The 21786-nt window shown below is 73.0% G+C and carries 23 protein-coding genes; 15 read left to right on the forward strand and 8 right to left on the reverse strand.

Features of this window, described 5'->3' with window-relative positions:
* Window positions 1–18 precede the first annotated feature (18 nt).
* Genes bioB through bioD form a run of 3 tightly spaced genes read left to right on the forward strand, consistent with a single transcriptional unit; the run spans window position 19 to window position 3326 of the window.
* A complete protein-coding gene (gene bioB, locus CG736_RS01945) occupies window positions 19–1242 on the forward strand; it encodes a biotin synthase BioB (RefSeq protein ID WP_100584373.1) in 1224 nt (407 codons plus the stop codon).
* A 59-nt stretch (window positions 1243–1301) separates the two neighbouring features.
* Complete coding sequence (locus tag CG736_RS01950) at window positions 1302–2552, forward strand: adenosylmethionine--8-amino-7-oxononanoate transaminase (RefSeq protein ID WP_232733810.1); 1251 nt, start codon at window positions 1302–1304, stop codon at window positions 2550–2552.
* Between the two features lie 39 nt (window positions 2553–2591).
* Window positions 2592–3326, forward strand: coding sequence for a dethiobiotin synthase (gene bioD, locus CG736_RS01955; protein WP_100584375.1), 735 nt, complete (start codon window positions 2592–2594; stop codon window positions 3324–3326).
* A gap of 74 nt (window positions 3327–3400) precedes the next feature.
* Here the strand turns inward: bioD and CG736_RS01960 are convergent, their stop codons facing one another.
* Both CG736_RS01960 and CG736_RS01965 read right to left on the reverse strand, forming a co-directional pair.
* Entirely contained in the window at window positions 3401–5893 is a 2493-nt protein-coding gene (locus CG736_RS01960) for an RICIN domain-containing protein (protein ID WP_232733729.1), read from the reverse strand.
* Between the two features lie 141 nt (window positions 5894–6034).
* Entirely contained in the window at window positions 6035–6673 is a 639-nt protein-coding gene (locus CG736_RS01965) for a TetR/AcrR family transcriptional regulator (RefSeq protein ID WP_100584376.1), read from the reverse strand.
* Window positions 6674–6764: 91 nt separating this feature from the next.
* On the opposite strand from CG736_RS01965, the gene CG736_RS01970 reads away from it, so the two are divergent.
* Window positions 6765–7343 carry a dihydrofolate reductase family protein gene (locus tag CG736_RS01970; protein WP_100584377.1) on the forward strand — a complete coding sequence of 193 codons (579 nt, stop codon included), beginning with the start codon at window positions 6765–6767 and terminating at the stop codon, window positions 7341–7343.
* Window positions 7344–7468: 125 nt separating this feature from the next.
* Entirely contained in the window at window positions 7469–7810 is a 342-nt protein-coding gene (locus tag CG736_RS01975; protein ID WP_198520323.1) for a hypothetical protein, read from the forward strand.
* Between the two features lie 536 nt (window positions 7811–8346).
* Here CG736_RS01975 and CG736_RS35820 read toward each other — a convergent pair.
* Entirely contained in the window at window positions 8347–8505 is a 159-nt protein-coding gene (locus tag CG736_RS35820) for a hypothetical protein (protein WP_157815358.1), read from the reverse strand.
* 872 nt (window positions 8506–9377) lie between these two features.
* Between CG736_RS35820 and CG736_RS01985 the strand changes: the two genes are divergently transcribed.
* A complete protein-coding gene (locus CG736_RS01985; protein WP_232733730.1) occupies window positions 9378–10067 on the forward strand; it encodes a hypothetical protein in 690 nt (229 codons plus the stop codon).
* Window positions 10068–10080: 13 nt separating this feature from the next.
* On the opposite strand, the gene CG736_RS01990 is transcribed toward CG736_RS01985, so the two are convergent.
* Window positions 10081–10902 carry an aldo/keto reductase gene (locus tag CG736_RS01990; RefSeq protein WP_100584998.1) on the reverse strand — a complete coding sequence of 274 codons (822 nt, stop codon included), beginning with the start codon at window positions 10900–10902 and terminating at the stop codon, window positions 10081–10083.
* Window positions 10903–11082: 180 nt separating this feature from the next.
* On the opposite strand from CG736_RS01990, the gene CG736_RS01995 reads away from it, so the two are divergent.
* The 5 genes from CG736_RS01995 to CG736_RS02015 all read left to right on the forward strand — a co-directional run bounded on the left by CG736_RS01995 (window position 11083) and on the right by CG736_RS02015 (window position 15021).
* A complete protein-coding gene (locus CG736_RS01995; RefSeq protein ID WP_100584380.1) occupies window positions 11083–12000 on the forward strand; it encodes a LysR family transcriptional regulator in 918 nt (305 codons plus the stop codon).
* A gap of 130 nt (window positions 12001–12130) precedes the next feature.
* Entirely contained in the window at window positions 12131–12346 is a 216-nt protein-coding gene (locus CG736_RS02000) for a hypothetical protein (RefSeq protein ID WP_100584381.1), read from the forward strand.
* Between the two features lie 131 nt (window positions 12347–12477).
* A complete protein-coding gene (locus CG736_RS02005; protein WP_100584382.1) occupies window positions 12478–13389 on the forward strand; it encodes a GDSL-type esterase/lipase family protein in 912 nt (303 codons plus the stop codon).
* A 122-nt stretch (window positions 13390–13511) separates the two neighbouring features.
* A complete protein-coding gene (locus CG736_RS02010; protein ID WP_100584999.1) occupies window positions 13512–14096 on the forward strand; it encodes a TetR/AcrR family transcriptional regulator in 585 nt (194 codons plus the stop codon).
* A gap of 139 nt (window positions 14097–14235) precedes the next feature.
* Window positions 14236–15021, forward strand: coding sequence for an SDR family oxidoreductase (locus CG736_RS02015; protein WP_100584383.1), 786 nt, complete (start codon window positions 14236–14238; stop codon window positions 15019–15021).
* 22 nt (window positions 15022–15043) lie between these two features.
* Here the strand turns inward: CG736_RS02015 and CG736_RS02020 are convergent, their stop codons facing one another.
* A complete protein-coding gene (locus tag CG736_RS02020) occupies window positions 15044–15466 on the reverse strand; it encodes a GNAT family N-acetyltransferase (RefSeq protein WP_100584384.1) in 423 nt (140 codons plus the stop codon).
* Window positions 15467–15608: 142 nt separating this feature from the next.
* Here CG736_RS02020 and CG736_RS02025 point away from each other — a divergent pair, with 142 nt between their 5' ends.
* The gene (locus CG736_RS02025; RefSeq protein WP_100584385.1) at window positions 15609–16253 is read left to right on the forward strand and encodes a hypothetical protein; all 645 of its coding nucleotides are present in this window, start codon (window positions 15609–15611) and stop codon (window positions 16251–16253) included.
* Between the two features lie 50 nt (window positions 16254–16303).
* On the forward strand, window positions 16304–16954 hold the full coding sequence (locus CG736_RS02030) for a hypothetical protein (RefSeq protein WP_100584386.1): 651 nt from the start codon (window positions 16304–16306) through the stop codon (window positions 16952–16954).
* A 7-nt stretch (window positions 16955–16961) separates the two neighbouring features.
* Here CG736_RS02030 and CG736_RS02035 read toward each other — a convergent pair whose 3' ends face one another.
* Window positions 16962–17657, reverse strand: coding sequence for a methyltransferase (locus CG736_RS02035; RefSeq protein ID WP_100584387.1), 696 nt, complete (start codon window positions 17655–17657; stop codon window positions 16962–16964).
* Window positions 17658–17963: 306 nt separating this feature from the next.
* Here CG736_RS02035 and CG736_RS02040 point away from each other — a divergent pair, with 306 nt between their 5' ends.
* Window positions 17964–19121 (forward strand): ROK family protein, encoded by a 1158-nt coding sequence (locus tag CG736_RS02040; protein ID WP_100584388.1) that lies wholly within the window; start codon window positions 17964–17966, stop codon window positions 19119–19121.
* Between the two features lie 7 nt (window positions 19122–19128).
* On the opposite strand, the gene CG736_RS02045 is transcribed toward CG736_RS02040, so the two are convergent.
* Together CG736_RS02045 and CG736_RS02050 are read right to left on the reverse strand one after the other, a co-directional pair.
* A complete protein-coding gene (locus tag CG736_RS02045; protein ID WP_100584389.1) occupies window positions 19129–19770 on the reverse strand; it encodes a hypothetical protein in 642 nt (213 codons plus the stop codon).
* A 91-nt stretch (window positions 19771–19861) separates the two neighbouring features.
* Window positions 19862–20626: a GntR family transcriptional regulator gene (locus CG736_RS02050; RefSeq protein WP_369879745.1), complete on the reverse strand. Its 765-nt coding sequence runs from the start codon at window positions 20624–20626 to the stop codon at window positions 19862–19864.
* A 207-nt stretch (window positions 20627–20833) separates the two neighbouring features.
* Here CG736_RS02050 and CG736_RS02055 point away from each other — a divergent pair, with 207 nt between their 5' ends.
* The gene (locus tag CG736_RS02055; RefSeq protein WP_100584390.1) at window positions 20834–21640 is read left to right on the forward strand and encodes an exodeoxyribonuclease III; all 807 of its coding nucleotides are present in this window, start codon (window positions 20834–20836) and stop codon (window positions 21638–21640) included.
* The last annotated feature ends 146 nt before the right edge of the window (window positions 21641–21786 follow it).

The following is a 21786-nucleotide window of genomic DNA, read 5'->3' on the forward strand; positions in this document are numbered from 1 at the left end:
CCCGGGCAGGATCGGGCCATGGATCTCCTCGACACGCTGACCGACAAGGGCCTTCGCCGGGAACTGCCCACCCGCGAGGAGGCGCTGGCCGTACTGGCCACGACGGATGACGAGCTGCTGGATGTGGTCGCGGCGGCGGGCCGGGTGCGCCGGCAGTGGTTCGGGCGGCGGGTGAAGCTCAACTACCTGGTGAACCTGAAGAGCGGGCTGTGCCCGGAGGACTGCTCATACTGCTCGCAGCGGCTCGGGTCGAAGGCGGAAATCCTCAAGTACACCTGGCTGAAGCCGGATCAGGCCGCCGAGGCGGCCGCCGCGGGCGTGGCCGGCGGCGCGAAGCGGGTGTGCCTGGTCGCCAGCGGGCGCGGGCCGACGGACCGGGACATCGACCGGGTCGCGGACACCATCGCCGCCATCAAGGGCGCGGACGAGCAGGTCGAGGTGTGCGCCTGCCTGGGCCTGCTGTCGGACAATCAGGCCGAGCGCCTGAAGGCGGCCGGCGCGGACGCGTACAACCACAACCTGAACACCTCCGAGAGCACCTACGGCGACATCACGACCACCCACACCTACGCGGACCGGGTGGACACCGTGACGAAGGCCCACGGGGCGGGCCTGTCCGCCTGTTCGGGCCTGATCGCGGGCATGGGCGAGAGCGACGAGGACCTGGTCGACGTGGTCTTCGCGCTGCGCGAGCTGGACCCGGACTCGGTGCCGGTGAACTTCCTGATCCCGTTCGAGGGGACCCCGCTCGCGGAGGAGTGGAACCTGACGCCGCAGCGCTGCCTGCGGATCCTCGCGATGGTCCGGTTCGTCTGCCCGGACATCGAGGTGCGGATCGCGGGCGGCCGCGAGGTGCACCTGCGCTCGATGCAGCCGCTGGGCCTGCACATCGCCAACTCGATCTTCCTGGGCGACTACCTGACCAGCGAGGGCCAGGCCGGCCAGGCCGACCTCGACATGATCAAGGACGCCGGTTTCGAGGTGGAGGGCGCCGAGCAGACCACCCTGCCCCGCCATCGGGTCACCGCCTCGGCCGGCGGCTGCGGCGGCGGCGCGTCGGTCTGCGGCAGCAGCGACTCGGCCTGCGGCGGCGAGTCCGGGTGCGGCGGCCACGAGGACGCGAGCGCCTGCGGCCCGTGCGGCGGTCCCCCGACCGAGGACAGCGCCGAGGACGACGCGCGGACCGACCTGGTCCGGGTGCGTCGTCGTGGCGCGGGCACCGAACTGGCGCCGAACGCGTGAGGGACGCAGCGCAGTTGCTCGACCTGGACCGGGCGCACGTCTGGCACCCGTACGGTCCGATGCCGGGCACGGTCCGGCCGTTCGTGGTGGAGTCGGCCGCGGGTGTCCGCCTGCGGCTGGCCGAGCCGGTGGGCGGGCACGAAGAGCTGATCGACGGCATGTCGTCCTGGTGGGCGGCGATCCACGGCTACCGGCACCCGGCGCTGGACGCGGCCGTCCGCGACCAGCTGGAGCGGATGAGCCACGTCATGTTCGGCGGGCTGACGCACCGTCCGGCGGTCGAACTCGCCGTCAAGCTGGTGGAGTTGACGCCCGAGCCGCTTCAGCACGTGTTCCTCGCCGACTCCGGTTCGGTGGCGGTCGAGGTGGCGCTGAAGATGTGCCTCCAGTACTGGCAGTCGCTCGGGCGGCCGGAGAAGCGGCGGGTGCTGACCTGGCGCGGCGGCTACCACGGCGACACCTTCCACCCCATGTCGGTGTGCGACCCCGAGGGCGGGATGCACCACCTGTGGGGCGGAGTGCTGCCCCGTCAGCTGTTCGCCGACGAGCCGCCCGCCGGGTACGACGCCCCGACCGACCCGGAGTACCTGGCACATCTCGCCGACCTGATCGAACGTCACGCCGGCGAGCTGGCTGCGGTGATCGTCGAGCCGGTGGTGCAGGGCGCGGGCGGAATGCGCTTTCACTCCCCCGCTTATCTGACCGCGCTCCGCGAGTTGTGCGACGCGCACGACGTGCTGCTGGTCTTCGACGAGATCGCCACCGGCTTCGGCCGCACCGGCGAACTGTTCGCCGCCGACCACGCGGGCGTCTCCCCGGACGTGATGTGCCTCGGGAAGGCGCTTACCGGCGGCTACCTGACGCTCGCCGCCACCCTGTGCACCGGCAGGGTCGCGGAGGGCATCTCGCGCGGCGAGGTCCCGGTGCTGGCGCACGGCCCGACGTTCATGGGCAACCCGCTGGCCACCGCCGCCGCCAACGCCTCGATCGACCTGCTGCTGCGTCAGGACTGGCGCACCGAGGTCAAGCGCATCGAGTCGGCGCTGCGCGACGCCCTCGCCCCGTGCGCCGGGCAGCCCGGCGTTCGGGACGTCCGGGTGCTGGGCGCGATCGGCGTGGTGCAGCTGGACGCACCGGTCGACATGGCGGCGGCGACCGCGGCCGCCGCCGAACAGGGCGTGTGGCTGCGGCCGTTCCGCGACCTGATCTACACCATGCCGCCGTTCGTCACCGGGAACGCCGACGTGGCCGCGATCGGCCGCGCCGTCGCCGCCGCGGCGTCCGCGTCCCACGCGGCGCACAGCAGCTGAACCGCCGCGCCACCGTTCCACCTGCATCGAGGAAGCACCATGTCGCCCGTTCTGTTCGTCACCGGCACCGGCACCGAGGTCGGCAAAACCGTCACCACCGCGGCCCTCGCCGCGCTGAGCACTGACCCGGTCGCGGTGCTCAAGCCCGGCCAGACCGGGCTGGCACCGGGCGAGCCGGGCGATGTGGACGAGGTGGCCCGGCTGGCCGGGCCGCTGGTGCACGGTGTCGAACTGGCCCGCTATCCCGAGCCGTTGGCCCCCGACACGGCCGCCCGGCGCGCCGGTCTGCCGACCCTCGCGCCGGAGGACGTGGCGAAGGCCGTGGCCGACCTGGCGGACCGTTTCGGGACGGTGCTGGTGGAGGGCGCGGGCGGGCTGCTGGTCCGCTACGACGAGCAGGGCCGGACGCTGGCCGACCTCGCCGCTGCCTGCGAACTCGCGGGCGTCCAGGTCGAGTTCGTCCTGGTCGCGGCAGCCGGCCTGGGCACCCTGAACGCGACGGCGCTGACCGCGGAGGCGCTGCGCCACCGCGGTCTGGCGCTGCGCGGGGTGGTGGTCGGCAGCTGGCCCGCCGACCCGGACCTCGCGGCCCGCTGCAACCTCGCCGACCTGCCGTCCGCCGCCGGCGCCCCGCTGCTGGGCGCCCTGCCGGCCGGCGCGGCGGCCGACCGGTCCCCCGCCGCCTTCCGGGAGTTGGCCGCGTCCTCGCTCGCCCCGTCGCTGGGCGGCCACTGGGACGCCGAGGCCTTCGCGGCGGCGCACCACCCGGGCTGAGCAGGCGCCACCCGGGCCGAGCAGGCGGAGACGGCGCGACGGAACTCCCGTCGCGCCGTCTTCCTGTCCTCCCGTCAGCCGATGGTCCAGCGCTGCAGCGTCGACGCGGTGTCGGGCTGCTGGGTGACCAGTGCGCCGTTGGCGGTGGAGGCGGTGGTGAGCAGCAGCCCGCTGCTCTGCGAGGCGATGGTGTAGCCGCCGCTCACCGCGCTGACGGTCCAGCGCTGGTTGCTGCCGCCGGTGCAGGTGTACTGGATGATCGCCGCGCCCGCGCTGCCGGAGCCGCCGTTCACGTCGATGCACAGGGTCGATTCGGCGTTGCTGATCCGGTAGCTGCCGTCGGCCTGCGGGGTGAAGATCCAGCGCTGGTTCTGCCCGCTGTTGAGGGCCCAGGTGATCAGCTGGGTGCCTGCGGTGGTGGAGTGGTTGGGGTTGTCCAGGGCCTTGCCGGAGACGGTCAGGGTATGGGTGCCGGTGAGTGCCGGGTTCACCGCCCAGCCGAAGGTGGTCGATCCGCTCGCCGTGCCGGAGGAGGCGGTGACCGTGACGGTGGCGGAGCCGGCCGTGGTCGGGGTGCCGGTGATCAGGCCGGTCGGGCTGATGGCCAGTCCGGCGGGCAGGCCGGTGGCGGTCCAGGTCAGCGCCTTGCCGGCCGAGTCGTTGCCGCCGAGCTGCAGCGAGACGGCGGTGCTGACCTTGGTGGCCTGGTTGCCGGGGTTGGTGACGGTGACGGTCTCGGGCGCACTGCCCACCGCCGTCAGGGTGAGCGCCTGCTCGCCCGCGGTGCGGCCCGCGCCGACCGCGCTGCCGGAGGTGTCGGTCCAGGAACGGGCGGGGGCGGTCTCGACGAGTCGGCCGGCGGCGGCGGAGAGGCCGAGCGCCAGACCGCTGTAACGGTTCACCAGCTTGACGGTGCCGTCGGCGTTGCCGGCCGCGTCGGTGCCGCGCAGCACCCACCACTGCTGACCGGTGCCCGGCCCGCCGGCGGGCGCGGCCGTCGCGGTCGGCTGCGCGCCCCAGGCCCGGCCGGCCACCGCACCGGAGTCGACGCCGAGCAGCTGCCCGGTCGAGGAGTTGACGATCCGGTAGGAGCCGTCGCCGTTGGCGGCGAAGGTCCACGACTCCAGCGCGGACCCGGTGGGCGCGGCCAGCGAGGTGGTGGTGGAGCCGCCGGAGACCTGGGCGAGCACCCGGCCGCCACTGCCGGCGATCCGGTACGCCTTCGTCAGGTCGACCGGCGGCGCGGCGGGCGCGCTGGAGTCGATGGTGACGTTGACGTACTGGCCGGACGCGCCGCCGGAGCAGCCGAACGCGCAGTACGAGCGGAACGACTTGCCGACGATCGCGGAGCTGGTGCGGTTGGCCCCGTCCAGGAACCAGCGGTACCAGGACGCGGTGTGGTAGCCGCCGGTGTCCCCGATCGGGTACCACTTCTGGGTGGCCAGGTTGTCGGTGGCGTAGAACTGCTGCGGGGCGTTGCCGCTCTGGTCGACGGCCTGCGGCTCGCCGATGTACAGGCCGAGGTAGGCGTTCCAGGTGACGTCCATGACGAACAGCGGCGAGGTGGCGGGCATCCGTCCGGCCGCGATCTGCTGGGCGGAGGTGCCGGTGTTCGCCGGGTTGTACTCGCCGGAGACGGGCGTGTACCCGGTGCTGCTCGACGCCCCGACGGGCACCATGTTGGACTCCTGGCCGCCGACACCGGGCTCGCCCCAGGCGCCGTTGTACCACTTCTGCCAGGAGCTCGGCGCCATCTTGCCGGCGATCGGGGCGCGCGCGACGTGCTCGTAGAACGCCTTCCAGCCGCCGCTCTTGTCGACCACCCGGGAGCCGTAGAACACGTAGAAGTACCCCGACGCGGCGTCCACCAGCAGACGCTGGTCGCCGTCGCCGTACGAGTAGGTCTGGTTCGGGAACTGCGCGGTGTCGCCGCGCGCGGTGCTGTACGGCGAGGTGATCACGTGGTCGCGGATCGTCCAGGTGCGGCCCTGGTCGGTGGAGACCGCGTAGTCGATGGCGTCGAAGTGCAGCCCGTCGCCGAAGGGCTGGGGCGTGAACTCGTTGTGGACCAGGCCGTACCAGTCGCCGGTGTCGGGGTCGATCCAGATTCCCGACAGGTCGCAGTAGTTCTTCTGCGCGTAACCGGAGCCGCTCGGCGCGGCGGTGGCAGTCTTCCCGGTCGGGCTGTTGTTGCAGCGCCAGGTGGTGTCGTTGTTCTTGTCCTGCGCGTTCGCCGGGTTGACGGCGTTGGACACCGCCGCGGACCGGGTGGCGGTGTCGAAGTCCGTCCCGGTGAAGAAGTCCCAGTAGCGCGGATCGCTCGCGCCGTACAGCGCGGCGGACTGCTGGAACCAGAACGTGCCGTCCTTGTCCAGGTACGGCACCGCCGGGGTGTCCGTCGGATGGTTGTACGTCACCGGAGCGCCCACCGCGACGGTGTACGTCGCGGCATCGGGCGCGACCGGAGCGGCCGACGCCACGCCGACCGCTCCGGCCGCACCGGCCGTCGCAGCCAACAGGACGGCGGCCAGCGCGGCGGCGGCCGGTCTGCGCGGGGATGAGAACACGAGGACTCCTTCGATCGCCCGTTCTGCAATGAGATGCAGTATCCGGGCCCCGATCGAGCACTTGTCAACAACCGCGCACAGAATCCTGCACGTTGTCCTGTTCAGAAGTGTTCGAAACCCACCCTTCAGCGCAGCAATCGCTCACAGACCAACACCCGGGCCGCTCGCGCCGCTCTCGCCATTCCTGCCGCTCCCGCCGCTCCCGCCGTTGCCGATCAGGCGGGCCACCAGCTCGTCGACCAGTTCGGTGCGCTGTTCGGGTGTGAACAGGTCGGGCAGGGCGAGGCGCTCCAGGATGAGCCAGTTCAGGGCCAGGTAGAGCAGTTGGACGGCGGTGGCGTCGCCGGGCAGACCGGCGGCGAGGTGGTAGTCGATGTTGAAGCGGAGGTCCGCGCCGATCCGGCGGGTGACCGTCTCGCGCAGTTCAGGGCGGCGCAGTGCGGCCAGCCGCAGTTCCAGCAGGGCGAGGAAGCCGGTCGGGAAGTCGGCGACCCGGTCGACGAGTTGGTGCATCAGTTCGGCGACCCGGGCGGTGTCGCGCGGCCCGGTCAACCCCTGGGCGAGGGCGTCGGGATCGGCGCCGAGGCGCTCGTAGACGCGTTCGGCGCACTGGGTGAGCAGGGCGTCGCGGTTGGCGAAGTAGTTGGAGGCGGTGCCGGCGGGGACGGCGGCGCGCTGGTCGACGGCACGGAAGGTGAGTCCGCGGGCGCCTTCCTCGGCGAGGACTTCGATCGTGGCGTCGAGCAGGGCCGCGCGTCGTTCGGGGTTGCTTCTGGCCATGTGCTTGTAACCACTCCACTCGTAGTGCTACGGTCCTACCACTCCAAGCAGAGTACTACAGACCAAGTGGTCAACCTTCGAAAGGCACTAGATGCGAAAGCTCGTGTACTACGTCGCCGTCTCCATCGACGGCTTCATCGCCGGCCCGGCCGGCGAGTTCGACTTCTACCCCCAGTGCGACGACATGGTGGAGTACCTCCGGGCCGAGTTCCCCGAGACCATGCCGAGCCACGTCCGGCCGCACATCGGCCTCGACGGGGCGCCCAACAAGCGCTTCGACACCGTGGTGATGGGCCTGAACACCTACCGCCCCGCGCTGGACATCGGCATCACCAGCCCGTACGCACACCTGAAGCAGTACGTGGTGTCCTCCACCCTGCCCGAGCCCACCGACCCTGCGGTCAACGTGGTGCGCACCGACCCGCTGGGCCTGGTACGGGAGTTGAAGCAGCAGCCCGGCGACGGCGACATCTGGCTGTGCGGCGGCGCCCGGCTCGCGGGCGAACTGCTGCCGGAGATCGACGAACTGATCTGGAAGCGCTACCCCGTCGTGGCCGGCACCGGCCTCCCCGCCTTCGCCGGCGAGTTCCGGCCGCGCCCGTTCACCCCCGTCGAGACGCTGGAGTTCAGCAACGGCGGCTCCGTCTCCACCTACCGCGCGACCGAGTAGCAGCCTTGAAAGGCCGACGTCCGTGCAGCCGACCACAGCCTTCGACCCAGGCCGATGACCGCGGGCACCATGCGGTCACCGGCCGGGTCGGCCGCGCAGGACGGGTCGGTCAGGCGGTGTTCCTGGTGGCGATGCACACCCCCGCGGTCCGCGGCGCCGTCACCGAACTCTCCCGACGCCTCCCCGGAGCCACCCGCGAACCCGACCCCGACGGCCGGGCCCTCGTCATCGCCACCGCCCGCAACGCAGCAGGCCGACCCCTGGCCACCACCGCTCTCACCGGCCCCGACCCCTACGAGATGACCGGCTCCCGCCTCGCCTGGGGAGCAAGCCACGCCGCCACCCCCGGCACCAGCCTCACCCCCGGCACGCACGGCCCCGTCACAGCCGTCGGACTCCGGACACTCCGCGACGGCGCCATGCAGGCCGGCCTGCACGAAGTCGAGGACACTGCCGTCCCGAAGTGAGGGACGAAGGCCGCCGGCACGACACTTCCGAAGCACGACCCCGGCCCGGCCGGAAGCTGACGACGCGGCGGCCCGGCGTGTTCGCGGCTCCGCCCCTCGGCCACACACCGCGCGCCACGGTGGCGGTCGACCAGAAGCCCGTTCGGGACGACGGCCCGGGTACGCGGCGTCCGCCGACGGCCGGCCGCGCGGGCCACGCCGCCGTCGCGCCGGACTCCCCCGCCGAACCTGGTGCACGACGCGGCGGGCCAGCCATCCTGATGAGCCGTCAGGTCGTCGCCGAGGACCGCCTCGTCCCGCCCACCGACCGGTCCCGCATCGACGCGCGCCTCACCAAGGCGAAGATCCCGTACCGCCTGGTCTTCGCCGGGTGTGGGCCAATCCGCCCGTCGGTCCTCGACGAGCCGGGCTCGCCGGCTGCCCCTGTCCCCACTGTCGCGACGAGCACGAGGCCGACCGCTTCCCTGCCTCCACCGGCCTCCGGCTGCCGGGGTGGCTGCGACAGCCGGAAGGCCGGGGCCGCAGCCGCCCGGTGGTCAGCTCGCCGGGGTCACGGGGAGGCAGATGGCGTAGACCACGTAGGAACCCGTGGTGCTGGCCGAGTTGTTGAACGACAGCGTCCAGGTGTTGTCGGCGGAGGGATACGACTCGTACACCTGGACCGTGAGGTTGTTGCCGCCGAGGGGCGTCTTCATTCCGCCGCCCGTGATGACGGTTCCCGGCGGGCAGACCGCGATTCCCGTGTTGAGTCCGGACGTCAGCGTGTAGGTCTCCTGGACGATCAGGGTCGGCAGGGTCGGTCCAGGCGGCCCCGGAGGTCCGGGAGGTCCGGGAGGCCCGGGAGGTCCGGGAGGCCCCTGAGGCCCGTGCGGGCAGGTGTGCGAGCAGTTGCCGTCACCTTCATGGCCGCCCCCACCGCCGGCCGTGGCCTGGGTCGACACCGTTCCCATCAGCATCGCGGCGACCAGCACGGGCAGGGCCGCACCTCGAAGCAGGGCTGTGCATTTCCGTCTCAAGCTGTCCTCCCTGGATTTGTTCGGCCCCGGGGCTCACTCTGCACACCGGGCAGGAGCAGATACGCGAGCGAGATGCCCGAAAAGCCTTGGATGTGGCGATCTGAACACGCCCAAGGCAGCTCCGCCAGCGAGGAGATGCTTCGGAAATCGGCCACCCCGCACCGAGAAAGCCGGCGAGGACACCGGCGGAGAAGTGGTCGTCAGCAGCGTCGAACGCGCGCTTCCACCCGGTACCCGGCCGATACCGCGACTCCTCCGCCCCCGGCCCTTGTCGGCGCGGAGTTTGCCGCGCTTGCGCCCACGGGGCGCATCGGGGGCGGACCGGTGGCATGCCGTCACGAGCAGGATCAGGGCCTGCCTGCCATGGACGTTGGCACCCGAAAGGCGTATGCCTGCCCGGTCGATGACCAGGTGGCTCTCCGAGCCGTCCTTGCCCCGGTCCACCGGATTCGGGCCGGCCGGCCACCGGCTCGCGGATCCGCTCGACACCCGTTCGGCGTGCATGGCACCGCACCGGCCGGCATCTCGACCGGCCCGTACACTCCCCGGGCGTGAACGACGAACGGGGAACGATGAACCGGAACCACCTGACGCCGACGTCCCTCCGGCAGCGCCGGGCTGCCGTGCTCGCTCTGTGGCGGCTGCGGGCGCCGATGGTGGCGTTCGAGTGGGACGCCGAGTGGGGCCTCGATCGCGCGGTGGTCGACGAGCTGTTCCGGTTGGCGGTGTCGGTGCCCGACGAGCAGTCGGACGGTCGGTACCGTCGGGCCGCCGCCGAGCTGTCCCGCGCCCCGCTGTTCGACTCCGAGGTGGACGACCCGAACGTTCGCGAGCTCGTTCAACTGGAGACTCTCGTCCGGCTGTTGGCCTTCGGCGAGGCCCTGGCGGAGCCCGCCGAGGAGCAGGGCGAGGATCAGGTCGAGTTCATCGTCGAGGGCCCGCGCGACCTGGCCCACTACGTCGACCAGTGCGTCGAGGCCTCGTTCTACGACCACCCCTCGCAGGACGCCCACGGCCAGTACCTCGCCGCCCTGCCCGAGCCCGTCCGGAGTCATGGCCTGGGCTACTTCGCCTCCCGCAACCTCGCCGTCGAGCACGCCTGCGTCGAGACGCTCCCCGCGCTCCCCACCGCCGACGGCCTGCTTGAGACACCCGCCGGCCGGGAGCTGATCGCACGCTGCGAGGACTTCGGCGCGGAGCTGGCCGCCACGCTCAAGTGGCTCGGGACGACGGGCCACTGACGGGGGCGTCCGGTCAGAGGTGGAGGGTGGCGAGTTCGGCCGGGGTGAGGGTGAGGCGGGCCGCGGCGACGGAGTCGCGGATGGAGGCGGGGCGGCGGGCGCCGGGGATCGGGAGGACGGTCGGGGACTGGGCCAAGTGCCAGGCGAGGCAGACCTGTTGGGGGCTGACGCCGCGTGCTGCGGCAAGCGCGTGGAAGGAGGTGGCGGCCGGCGGGGTGGGGGCCGCCGGGTCGTCGACGGCGCTGAGCGAGATGCCGCCGAGGGGGCTCCAGGGGAGGAAGGCCAGGCCGAGCTCGCTGCACAGGTCGAGGGTGTCCCGGGTGTCCTGGTGGGCGGGTGAGAAGCGGTTCTGCACCGAGACCAGGCGGTCGCCGAGGATGTCCCGGGCGGTGCGGATCTGTGCGCCGTCCACGTTGGACAGGCCGACCAGGCGGATCGTTCCCGCGTCGGCCAGGTCGCGCAGCGCTCCCACCGAGTCGGCGAACGGCACCTCGGGGTCGGGCTTGTGCAGCTGGTAGAGGCCGATCGCGTCCACGCCGAGGCGGGCCGCCGAGGCCTCGGCCGAGCGACGCAGGTGGCGCGGGTCGCCGTTGACGGTCCACGAGCCGTCGCCGGGTCGTCCCCGGCCGCCCTTGCTCGCCACCAGGACGTCGGCGGTGTCGCCGCCGTACGTCGCCAGGGCGCGGGCGATCAGCCGTTCGTTGTGGCCGACTTCGTCGGCGTGCCAGTGGTAACTGTCGGCGGTGTCGATCAGCCGGACGCCCGCGTCGAGTGCGGCGTGCAGGGTGGCGATCGCCTGCGTCTCGTCGGGGCGGCCCTCGACGGACAGCGGCATCGCGCCGAGTCCGATCGTGCCCACCGGGATGCCGATGGTGCGGGTGGTCTGCTCGTTCACGTCTCTTCCGGCCCCTTCCGGTCCGTGGACCGCGAGTTGATCGTTCACGGGAGAGAAGCCTGCCGGGCACTGGACACCAGCGGTAGTATCGAGCTGAGGATCCCGTCCACAGGAGAACTGTTGATCGACGTTCAACGACTGGCCGTCCTGCGGGAGGTGGCCCGCCGGGGAAGCTTCAACCAGGCGGCCGCGGCGCTGCACTGCACGGCCTCCGCGGTCTCCCAGCAGATCGCGGCGCTGGAGCGCAGCCTGGGCGCGACCGTGGTCGAACGGTCCACCCGGGGTGTCACGTTGACGGAGACCGGCCGGGTGCTGGTCGAGGCGGCGGACTCGATCGCGGCCGAACTCGCCGACACCGAGCAGCGGATCACCCGGCTGACCGCCGTCCGCACCGGGTTCACCGTCGCGACCTTCGCCAGCGGCGGCCGTCGGCTGCTGCCGGGCGCGCTGGCCGGGTTCGTCGCCGAGCATCCGGAGGTGGAGCTGACCGTCCTGGAGGCCGAGCCGGAGGACAGCCTGCCCGCGGTGCGCGAGGGCCGCGCCGACCTCGCCCTCGCCTACCACCTGGACGGCCCGCCCCCGGCCCGGGCCGGCGACCGGTCCGGCCTGGACTGGACGTCCCTGGTCGAGGATCCGCTGCGGGTGGTCCTCCCCCGCCGCCACCCGCTCGCGCAGTCGGCCCCGGTGGCCCTGCACCTGGCCGAACTCGCCGACCAGCGCTGGATCCTGGGCTGCCGCAAGTCCGCCGGGCAGCTGTCCCGGTTCGCCGCACTGGCCGGACTGGACCTGCGGATCTCCTGCACCGCGACGGACTACGAGTTCGCCCAGTCGCTGGTCCGGTCGGGGATCGGCATCGCGCTGATCCCGCAGATCGGCCTCGCCGACCACCCCGAGCTGGTCGCCCTCCCGCTCGCCGAACCCGCCCCGCGCCGTCATCTCGGCCTCGCCCTCTCCCGCCGCCGCCGCGGCCACCGGGCCCGCCTCGCCGAGGACCTGGCCGCCCGCCTCACCGCCGAGGCCCGCACCCTCCCGTCGTGACGCCGAACGGGCGGCACTCCGTCACCACCTGCCCCGCCCACCCGTTGAACGACCGAACTGCCAAACGGCCGGACGGACGACGGGACGTCCCGACGACCGTCGGCTCCGCACGTCCCGAAGGACTCCGCCCATGCGCACCGCCCTCACCGCCCTCGCCGCCGTCCTCCTGGCCGCCGCTCCGCTCACCGCCGTCTCCGCCACCGCCGACGCCCCGACGACCGCCCCGGCGGCGTCGACGACCCCCAACCAGGGCTACAGCGTCCCCGTCGGCGCCATCACCGACCTGGGCGCCCTGCCCATGCTCGGCGGCCTGGGCAACGACTTCGCCCACCTGCTCGGCCAGTGACGCGCACCGGCGTCGCCCCCCGCGCCGGCCTCCACGATCAGGACGAAGTGCCTCGTCAGCGGCACGGTGGCGGGATTCCTCGGGCCGATAGGGTGACGTGATCGTCCCGAGTGAAAGGCCACGACACCGCAGTGACCGAGTCCCGCCCCCACCCGCTGTTCGCCCACGGCACGCTGCTGGACCCGCAGGTTCGGGCCGCCCTGTTCGGCCGCACGGTGCCGACGGCCCCGGCGTCGCTCGCCGGCCACACGGCCGGCCCCCTGGAGACCGCCGCCGACGGTCGAGACCTGCGCCCCACCCTGCAGCGCGGGTTCGGCGGCACGGTCGAGGGCGCCGTCCTGTGGCTGACCGACCGGGAGTTGGCCGCGGCCGACGCCCACGAGGGGGACGACTGTGCCCGGCGGCGCGTCCTCCTCACCTCGGGCGAGCCGGCCTGGGCCCACCTGGACGCGCGACCGCTGCGCCCGGCGGCACGCATCGTGATCGTCGGCGACAGCATCGCCTACGGACGTTGCGACCCTCAGGGAGGCTGGGCCGCCCACCTCGCCGCGGCCCACATCGCCTCGAACGAGACGGACCACCGGGTCTTCAATCTGGCCGTCCCCGGCAGCACCCTGGCGGACGTCGCCGCGCAGACACCGCCGCTGCTGGCTCCCCGCCACCCCGACACGCTCGTCGTGGCCGCCGGGATCAACGACTCCGCCGTACAGCTCGCCGCGCCCGACACCGCCCGCGACAACCTGTCGCACCTCGCCGACCATCTCGCCCCACTGGCCGCAACTGCCCTGCGGCACAACGCCCGTATGGTCGTCGTCGGACCGTCCTGGCTCGACGAGACACGACTCGACGACTACGAGGGCCTCCGCTTCACCACGGCGCGAGCGCTTGTACTGCGCGCCGCCCTCCGCGCCTGGTGCGAGGGCAACCACATCGACTTCATCGACCTGTGGGAGCCGCTCCGCGACCGGCCCCACCTGTTCGTCGACGGTGTGCACCCCACCCCGGAAGGGCACAAGGAGCTCTTCCGGCACCTGAGCACCTGAGCACCTGAGCGCCTGAACGCCCGAGCGCCTCGACCCGCGACCCGCAGCCCGCAGCCCGCAGCCCGCAGCCCGCAGCCCACGCGTAGTTGACCCCAGGTTCAAATATGTCGTACCGTCAGGTCATGGGACGACCGAAGCAGTTCGACGAGGAGACCGCGATCGCGCAGGCGATGCAGGTGTTCTGGACGAACGGCTACGCCGGGTCCTCGCCGGCCGAGCTGGCCGAGGCGGCGGGGATCGGGAAGGGCAGCCTGTACCACGCGTTCGGCTCGAAGCGGGAACTGTTCGGGCGGGCGCTGGACGCCTACGACCGGACCGGCGCCGAGTTGATCGAGGAGTTGCTCTCGGGGCCGGGCAGCACGAAGGAGTGCGTCCGCACCTACATGACGACGCTGGTGGAAACGGACTTCGACGCCCCGGTGCGGCGTGGCTGTCTCGCCGTCAACACCGCGCTGGAGCTGGGCGGACGGGATGCGGACGTCGCGCTCGCGGTGCGCCGGTTGACCGATCGCGGCGTCGAGCTGCTGGCCGCGCGCATCGAGCGGGGCCGGCTGGAGGGCGACGTTCCGGCGTCGATGGACGCGGGGGCGCAGGCCAGATTCCTGGTGGCGGCGATGGCCGGACTCCGGGTGATGGCCAGAACCTACGACCGCGACGCGGTGCTGAAGGTCGTCGACACCACCGTCACCACCGTTTTCGGCGCCTGACCGCACGCCACCGGAGCCACATCGCACGACACCGACACCGCACGGCACATGCAGCCGTGCGGTCACTCACGCCCTGATATTTGACCTCTGATTCAAGAATATCGGCCGTCCACACCGGCCGTACCGGAAACGAGGAGCCATGGATCTCGGACTCAACGGCCGCACCGCCCTGGTCACCGGCGCAGGACGCGGCATCGGCCTCGCCGTCGCCCGCGCACTGGCCGCCGAGGGAGTGAAGGTGGTGGGCGCGACCCGCACCGCCACCCCCGAGCTGGCCGCTTTCGCCACCGCGGCGATCGCGGACCTGAGCACCCGCCAGGGTGTGGAGTACGCGGTCGAGCAGGCACTGGAGACGCTCGGCGGCATCGATCTGCTGGTCAACAACGTGGGTGCGGGCGACGCCTCGACGATCACCCTGGGCAGCGTGCTGGACGTGTCGGACGAGCAGTGGCAGTCACTGTTCGACCTGAACGTGATGTCGGCGGTGCGCGTCACGCGGGCGGCGCTGCCCAGCCTGCTGGCGCGACGCGGCGCGATCGTCAACGTCTCCTCGATCAACGCCCGCATCCCGGCCGGCTCCCCGGTCGGCTACGCGGAGGCCAAGGCGGCGCTCACCCAGTTCGGCAAGCGCCTCAGCGAGGACCTCGCGCCGCGCGGGGTGCGCGTCAACACCGTCTCCCCCGGCAACACCGTGACCGACATGTGGACCGACCCCACCAGGTTCGGCGGCCTGGTCGCCGAGGCGATGGGCGTCCCGCACGAGGTGATGCTGAAGAGCCTGGCGGGGCAGGCCGGCGCCGCGTCGGGTCGGCTCTCCACTCCCGAGGAGGTCGCCGACCTGGTGGTCTTCCTGCTCTCGGACCGCGCCGCCAACATCCACGGCGCGGACCACGTGGTCGACGGCGGAACCCTCAAGGCCGCCTGACGCAAAGTGACTTGACGGCTGATCAGGCCAGCGGCCGGGTCCAGCGGCGCCACTGCTCCTCGCGCCCGTACCCGGCCGCCCGCCAGGCCGACTGACCGAGCTCGTTGTGCTCCAGCACCATCGCGTCGGACCGGCGGCCGCCGAGTTCCTCGAAGCGGGTGTGCGCAGCCGCCAGCAACGCACCGCCGATGCCCCGGCGGCGGGCCGACGGGTGGACGGCGAGCCGGTACAGGTGGCAGCGCCAGCCGTCCCAGCCGGCGATCACCGTGCCCAGGATCGCGCCGTCGTGCTCGGCCAGGATCAGCGCCCGTGGGTCACTCTCCAACAGCCGCGCCACGCCCGCCCGGTCGTCGCTGATGCTGGTGCCCTCGGCGGCCTCGGCCCAGAACGCCAGCACCGCGTCGATGTCGGCGGGCCGCGCGGCCCGCAGTTCGTACTCGTCCATGGCCCCCCTTCCTACCAGCGGCGACGCCCCGCCCACCAGTCATTTGCGGCCCCGCCCTTGACGGCACCGCCCCCGCCCCAGCAAGGTGTGGGCCACTCCCTCGCACCGCTTCCCGTCCCGACCTCCCCACCTCGGAGATGGCATGCGTGCACTCAGAACCACCCGTCGCGACCGCCGCCGCGACGGCCTGCCGATCGGCCTCGCCGCCGGCGCTCTCGCACTGGCCGGCGCCGCGCTCGGCCTCGGCACTCCCGCGTCCGCGGCGCTGCCGACCGTCGACGTGGTCGACAACGGCCACTTCAACCAGGGCAACCGGATGCTGGGCTGGAGCTGCGAGAGCGGCCGGGTCCTTCCGCCGTCCGACGCCTTCGGCGTGCTGGAGGGCTTCCCGACCGACACCAGTTACGCGGGCTGCACCCAGACCGTCACCGTCGAGCCGAACTCCGTCTACCGGCTCAGCGCCCGCGTCACCGGGCCGTACGTGTTCGCGGGCGTCACCGGCTCCGGCACCACGGACGTCGCCCTCTGGTCGAGCGGGACCGACTGGAGCGTGCTGAACGGGACGGTCACCACCGGCCCGGACACCCGCACGGTGACGGTGTACTTCCACGGCTGGTACCAGCAGGGCCCGTACCGGATCAGTGCCGTCGAGCTGTGGGGTCCGGGGCAGCCGCGGACCACCTGCACCCCGATCCCGGTCGCCGAGAGCCCGACCCCGTCGACCGGTCCGTGCTACCTGACGCCGACGGCGACGCCCAGCCGGACCCCCGGCCCGTCCGGCAGCTGACGGCCCGCCAAGCACCGCACGCCCACTCCTCCCCCACTCCGGAGTTCGCCATGCGCTCACGTGCCCGCCCCCGCCACCGCTTCGCCGCCCTGGCCGGCGTCCTGGCCCTGACCTCCACCGTCGGACTCGGGCTGCTCGGCACCGCCGACGCCCGGGCCTCGGTCCGCGACACCGTCCAGGACGGGGCGTTCCACGGCCCGTTGGAGGACAGCTGGACCTGCACGGGCGACGTCACCCGCACCGAGCAGGGCATCGAGGGACGGCCCGGCAGCCACGACTTCGCCGGCTGCACCCAGCTGGTGTCCGTCCAGCCGTACGGGACCTACGAGTTGACGGCGACGGTGGCCGGCTCGTTCGCGTTCGTCGGGGTCTCCGGCGGCGACACCACCGAGGTGTACCGCTGGGCCGACGGGAGCGGCCGGACCGAGCTGCACGCCACCGTCAGGATCGGCCCGACCACCCAGGTCCTCGGCGTGTACTTCCACGGCTGGTACGGCCAGGGCCCCTACCAGGTGCAGCAGATCTCGCTGGTCGGCAACCTGTACATCCCGGTCTGCCCGTCGATGACCGGCGCGCCGCCGCCCAGCAACCGCGCACCGGGCCCGGCCGCCCTGGTGCCCAGCCCCAGCCCGACCTGGACCGGCATGAACTGCTACCCGCCGCCCGTTCCGGCCACCACCCTTACTGGAGCGGTGAGTTGACAGTGCGTCAGCCGCGCAGGGCCCAGACCGTGGTGGTCTTCACGGCCGCGTCCTCCAGGTCGGCGGCGACCGGGACGGCGTACTCGGCCAGCGCGGTGAAGCGCTCGCGCGGCAGATAGGCGCGGCCCGGGTCGCCGACCACCACGGTCGCGCCCCGGGCGGCGGCGCGCTCCAGGAACGGCAGGAAGCGCGCCGCCATCGCCCGCTCGTAGAACACGTCTCCGGCCAGCACCACCTGGCAGCCGTCGCCGTCGCCGTCCAGCACGTCCGCCAGCTCCGCCGTCACCGACACGCCGTTCGCCGCCGCGTTCACCGCGATCGCCGCCACCGCGTACGCGTCGATCTCCGCCGCCCGCACCTGCGACGCGCCGCTCAGCGCCGCCGCGACGCCGACCAGGCCGGAGCCCGCCGCCAGGTCCAGCACGCTGCGCCCGGCCACCAGTTCGGGCCGGTCCAGCACGTGCCGGGCCACCGCGACGCCGCCCGCCCACGGGAACGCCCAGAACGGCGGCGGCAGTCCGATCTCCCCGCGCTCCCGCTCGGTGACCTCCCACAGCGCGATCGCGTCCTGCGCCATGTGCAGCCGGACTTCCGGCACGAACGGCACCGGGCCCGGCCGGGTGTGGGCGCGCACGAACTCCGCATCGGCGGAACCGAGCTGACGATCCGCAGTACCCGCCCGCAGGACGGTGTCGTTCCCCATGGCGCACAGCCTAGGGCCAACGATCACCGCTCCGGTGCCACCGCCTCGCCGCCGGGCGATCACCGGGTGATCACAGGCCACGTACCGTTTCGATACCGAAGCCGTGATGAGCTGCGGAAACGCTCGCTCCGTGGAGGGCGCCCGAGTACGATCCGGGCAGACGCCCCGGTTCGCGGCACACGGTAGTGCCCGGTCGCGGGCGACGGCTTGCGCGGGGGCGCTCCCGGTACCACACGCCGGTGCGCCGCGACCCGCGTCCACGGCACCGCGCGCAAGGGCAGGCGCGCGAAGCGGAAGGGCAGCGACTTGGCGGATCGTCTTACCGGCGGGGACTCCTCACTGCTGCGGCGGATCAACGCGGCGGTCACCTTGCGGTCGTTGCGCGACGGACAGGCTGTCACCCTCACCCAACTCGTGGGCGACACCGGTCTGTCCAGACCCACCGTCGAAGGCGTCATCGAAGGGCTGCTGGAGTCCGGGCTGGTCGCCGAGGTGGACCACGTCCAGGAGTCGGGCCGTCAACGCGGCCGCCCGGCCCGCTGGTTCCGGTTCCGCGCCGAGGCCGGGCACGTCCTCGGCATCGAGATCGGCGTCCACGACCTGCGGGTGATCCTCGCCGACCTGGCCGGCGAGGTGCTCACCAGCCACGCCAAGCCGGTGGACGAGTCGATGGAGGCCGAGGAACGGCTCACCCAGCTCCGCGGCACCGTCGCCGAAGTGCTCAGGAAGGCCGGCGTCTCCCGCGACAGCCTGTGGGAGGTCGTCGTCGGCACCCCCGGCATCGTCGACCGCGAAGGCGTCGTCCAGCTCGGCACCGCGATGCCCGGCTGGACCGGCCTCGACCTCGGCGCCCGGCTGCGCCGCTCCTTCCGCTGCCCCGTGGTGATCGAGAACGACGCCAACCTCGCCGCCATCGCCGAGCACTGGAAGGGCAGCGCCGTCGGCAAGGGCGACGTGGTGTTCGTGATGGCCGGCCTCAGCCCCGGCGCCGGCTCGCTGATCGGCGGCCGACTCCACCGCGGCTACGGCGGCGCGGCCGGCGAGATCGGCGCGCTCCACCTGCTCGGCCGCCAGGTCACCCCCGAACGCCTGCTCTCCACCACCGGCCAGCCCCTCGACCCGCTGGACGAGGCCGCGGTGGCCCGCGTCCTGCGACTCGCCCGGGAGGGCGACCAGGTCGCCCAGGTCGCCATGGACCGCTTCCTCGGCCGCCTCGTCCACGACGTCACCGCGCTCGTCCTCGCCCTCGACCCCCAACTCGTCGTGGTCGGCGGCTGGGCGGCCGGCCTGGACGGCGTCCTCGAACCGCTGCGCGAACAGCTCGCCCGCTACACGCTGCGCGCGCCCGAGGTCGCCCTCGCCGCGCTCGGCTCGGAGGTCGTCGCGATGGGCGCGCTGCGGATCGCCCTCGACCACGTCGAGGAACAGCTGTTCGCGGTGGACCCGCCCACGGCCAACCGGTAGGGCTCGGTCAGGGCAGACAGGTCAGCTCGTACTCGCCGCCGAACCGGTCGCGGGCGTGGGTGCGCATCCGGTGCGCGTAGCGCCGGTCGTTCTTCAGCGCGTCGTAGCCCTCGCCCTCGGCCGGGTGCAGGATCCCGGCCGTGTCGGCGAGGTACGCGTCGAAGCCCGGGTACATCAGCACGGCGCAGGGCAGGTCGTCGACGTCGAGCGCGAACACCGGGTACTCGCCCGACTCGTCGCGCTCGCCGTTCGGCCCCAGCGACAGCACGCGGCGCGAATCGGAGCCGCCGGGCAGCAGGAAACAGCCGCCGAACCGCTCCGAGAACGGCTCGAAGCACGCGTGCCACGGCTCGCCGAACTCGTCCGCCGCGATCTCCCCGAGGGTGCGCGGTGAGAGGTTCCCGGCCTCGTCGAACCAGCCGTGCCGCTCCAACATCCCACCGTCGTACGCCAACCAGGCCCGCAGGCCCGGCGACAGCGGATGCCCGCCGGGGAACGCGTCGACGCCGCGCGGCCGGGGCTCACCCGCCACCCACGGCCCGGCGAACCGGTTGTACCCGAGCACCGACCGGCCCGGATCGGCCGCCACCGCGGCGATCACCCGCTCGACGAGCGCACTGCCGTGGTCCCTCGAATCGGTCGAACTCATCGCCGTGCCACCCCTGTTCACGTTCTGCCTGATGTGGGCAGGAGCGTAGGGGGTGGCTCCGACAGTGCCGCTCGGACTTCCCGACGATCCGTCAGGAAGCGGCGGTGGCCGCGGCGGGGGCGGCGACCTGGACGGCTGCGCCGGACTCGCCGAAGGTGAGCTTGCAGGTGTCGGCGCGGTAGGTGGCGACGCCGACGGCCGCCAGGCGGCCCACTGCCGCGTACTGGGTGGTGACCACCAGGACCGGGGTGCCCGGGGGGCGCTCCAGCAGCGCGGCCTCGGCGGACTCGGCGACGCCCAGCTCGACCGAGCGGGACTCGCCGTCGACGCCGAGCCGCTCCAGCTGGCGCAGCACGCCGCGGGCGCGGTCGTTCTCGTCGACCACCACGGCGAGGTGCGGCAGGCCGGCGGCCGGGACGTGCAGCGACTCGGCGGCGACCGTCACGCCCTGCACGATCCGCAGGCGGCGCACCGTGTGGACCTGCTCGCCCTCGGCGATGCCCAGGGTGCGGGCCAGCGCGGCGGACGCGGCGACGGTGGTGCAGTCGACGACCTTCCACTCCTGGCCGCGGGCGGACCCGGCGCGGCCGGACTCGCGGTCGCCGACCGGGATGCCGACGCGCGGGGCGGCGACCAGGGTGCCGATGCCGCGGCGGCGGACCAGTCGGCCCTCCAGCTCCAGCTGGTCGAGCGCCTGCCGCAGGGTGGCGCGGGCCACACCGAAGCGCGCGGAGAGCTCACGCTCGTTGGGCATCACCTGGCCGGTGGAGAACTCGGCGTCCATGGTGCGCAGCAGCACCGTGCGCAGGTGCCAGTACTTCGGCTCCGCAACCGCCGTGAGCGTTCCTTGCCCCACCGTGTCCTCCACCCTGAAGGGCGGCGGCCCGCCACGGCTCCCCGGTTTCGGCAGGTGGGGAGGGCGGGCTTTATCCGTCCTTCTTTATTAAAGGTCTTTGCAGTAAGTGACAGTAGGGGGTGCCCGTGGACATGGTCAAGACCAATGGGAGCGGTTCCTGCCGGGTTTCGCGCCCCGGTCGCGACCGCGACCCGGTACGCTCGCCGGGTGAAGAGTGTTTCCACGGTCAACGTCAACGGGATCCGGGCCGCCGCCGCAAAGGGCTTCCTGGAGTGGATCGACGACACCAAGTCCGAGGTGGTCTGTCTGCAGGAGGTCCGCGCCGAGGCCGACCAGATCGGCGAGGTGCTGGCCCGGCTCGACGGCTGGCACGCGGTCTGGGCGCCGGCCGAGGCCAAGGGCCGCGCCGGAGTCGCGGTGCTCTCCCGCCGGGAGCCGGACGCCACCCGGATCGGCTTCGGCTCCGCCGAGTTCGACGTCTCCGGCCGCTACGCCGAACTCGACCTCCCGGGCCTGACCGTCGCCTCCCTCTACCTCCCCTCCGGCGAGGTCGGCACCGAGCGCCAGGACGAGAAGGAACGCTTCATGGCGGAGTTCCTGGTCCACCTCGGCGCCCTGCGCGAGCGCGCCGCCGCCGAGGGCCGCGAGGTCGTGGTCTGCGGCGACTGGAACATCGCCCACCGCGAGGCCGACCTCCGCAACTGGAAGGCCAACCAGAAGAAGGCCGGCTTCCTCCCCGAGGAACGCGCCTGGCTCTCCCGCGTCCTCGACGACCACGGCTACGTCGACGTCCTGCGCGCCCACCACCCCGACCAGGAGGGCCCCTACTCCTGGTGGTCCTACCGCGGCCGCGCCTTCGACAACGACACCGGCTGGCGCATCGACTACCAGATGGCCACCCCCACCCTCGCCGCCAGCTGCGTCGACGCCCGCGTCGAACGCGCCGCGACCCACGCGGAACGCTGGTCGGACCACGCCCCGGTCACGGCGACGTACGACATCGGCGGCAACTGACCCGCCTCCGGCCGCAGTTGCGCAGCGCGCCCCGACGGTTCGGCCGTCGGGGCGTTCGGCCTTGGACAACGACACCGACTGGCGCATCGACCACCGGATGGCCACCCCGGCCCTCGCCGCCCGCTGCGCAACTTGGCCCGCTGCGG

The sequence above is a fragment of the Kitasatospora sp. CB02891 genome (genome assembly GCF_002803145.1).
Taxonomy (GTDB): Bacteria; Actinomycetota; Actinomycetes; order Streptomycetales; family Streptomycetaceae; genus Kitasatospora; species Kitasatospora griseola.

What these genes read in the sequence shown, in the direction of transcription:
- bioB (WP_100584373.1), top strand. Translation starts at nt 19, where the DNA reads ATGGATCTCCTCGACACGCTGACCGACAAGGGCCTTCGCCGGGAACTG.
- CG736_RS01950 (WP_232733810.1), top strand. Translation starts at nt 1,302, where the DNA reads ATGCCGGGCACGGTCCGGCCGTTCGTGGTGGAGTCGGCCGCGGGTGTC.
- bioD (WP_100584375.1), top strand. Translation starts at nt 2,592, where the DNA reads ATGTCGCCCGTTCTGTTCGTCACCGGCACCGGCACCGAGGTCGGCAAA.
- CG736_RS01965 (WP_100584376.1), bottom strand. Translation starts at nt 6,673, where the DNA reads ATGGCCAGAAGCAACCCCGAACGACGCGCGGCCCTGCTCGACGCCACG.
- CG736_RS01970 (WP_100584377.1), top strand. Translation starts at nt 6,765, where the DNA reads ATGCGAAAGCTCGTGTACTACGTCGCCGTCTCCATCGACGGCTTCATC.
- CG736_RS35820 (WP_157815358.1), bottom strand. Translation starts at nt 8,505, where the DNA reads ATGAAGACGCCCCTCGGCGGCAACAACCTCACGGTCCAGGTGTACGAG.
- CG736_RS01990 (WP_100584998.1), bottom strand. Translation starts at nt 10,902, where the DNA reads ATGCCGCTGTCCGTCGAGGGCCGCCCCGACGAGACGCAGGCGATCGCC.
- CG736_RS02000 (WP_100584381.1), top strand. Translation starts at nt 12,131, where the DNA reads ATGCGCACCGCCCTCACCGCCCTCGCCGCCGTCCTCCTGGCCGCCGCT.
- CG736_RS02010 (WP_100584999.1), top strand. Translation starts at nt 13,512, where the DNA reads ATGGGACGACCGAAGCAGTTCGACGAGGAGACCGCGATCGCGCAGGCG.
- CG736_RS02015 (WP_100584383.1), top strand. Translation starts at nt 14,236, where the DNA reads ATGGATCTCGGACTCAACGGCCGCACCGCCCTGGTCACCGGCGCAGGA.
- CG736_RS02020 (WP_100584384.1), bottom strand. Translation starts at nt 15,466, where the DNA reads ATGGACGAGTACGAACTGCGGGCCGCGCGGCCCGCCGACATCGACGCG.
- CG736_RS02025 (WP_100584385.1), top strand. Translation starts at nt 15,609, where the DNA reads ATGCGTGCACTCAGAACCACCCGTCGCGACCGCCGCCGCGACGGCCTG.
- CG736_RS02030 (WP_100584386.1), top strand. Translation starts at nt 16,304, where the DNA reads ATGCGCTCACGTGCCCGCCCCCGCCACCGCTTCGCCGCCCTGGCCGGC.
- CG736_RS02035 (WP_100584387.1), bottom strand. Translation starts at nt 17,657, where the DNA reads ATGGGGAACGACACCGTCCTGCGGGCGGGTACTGCGGATCGTCAGCTC.
- CG736_RS02045 (WP_100584389.1), bottom strand. Translation starts at nt 19,770, where the DNA reads ATGAGTTCGACCGATTCGAGGGACCACGGCAGTGCGCTCGTCGAGCGG.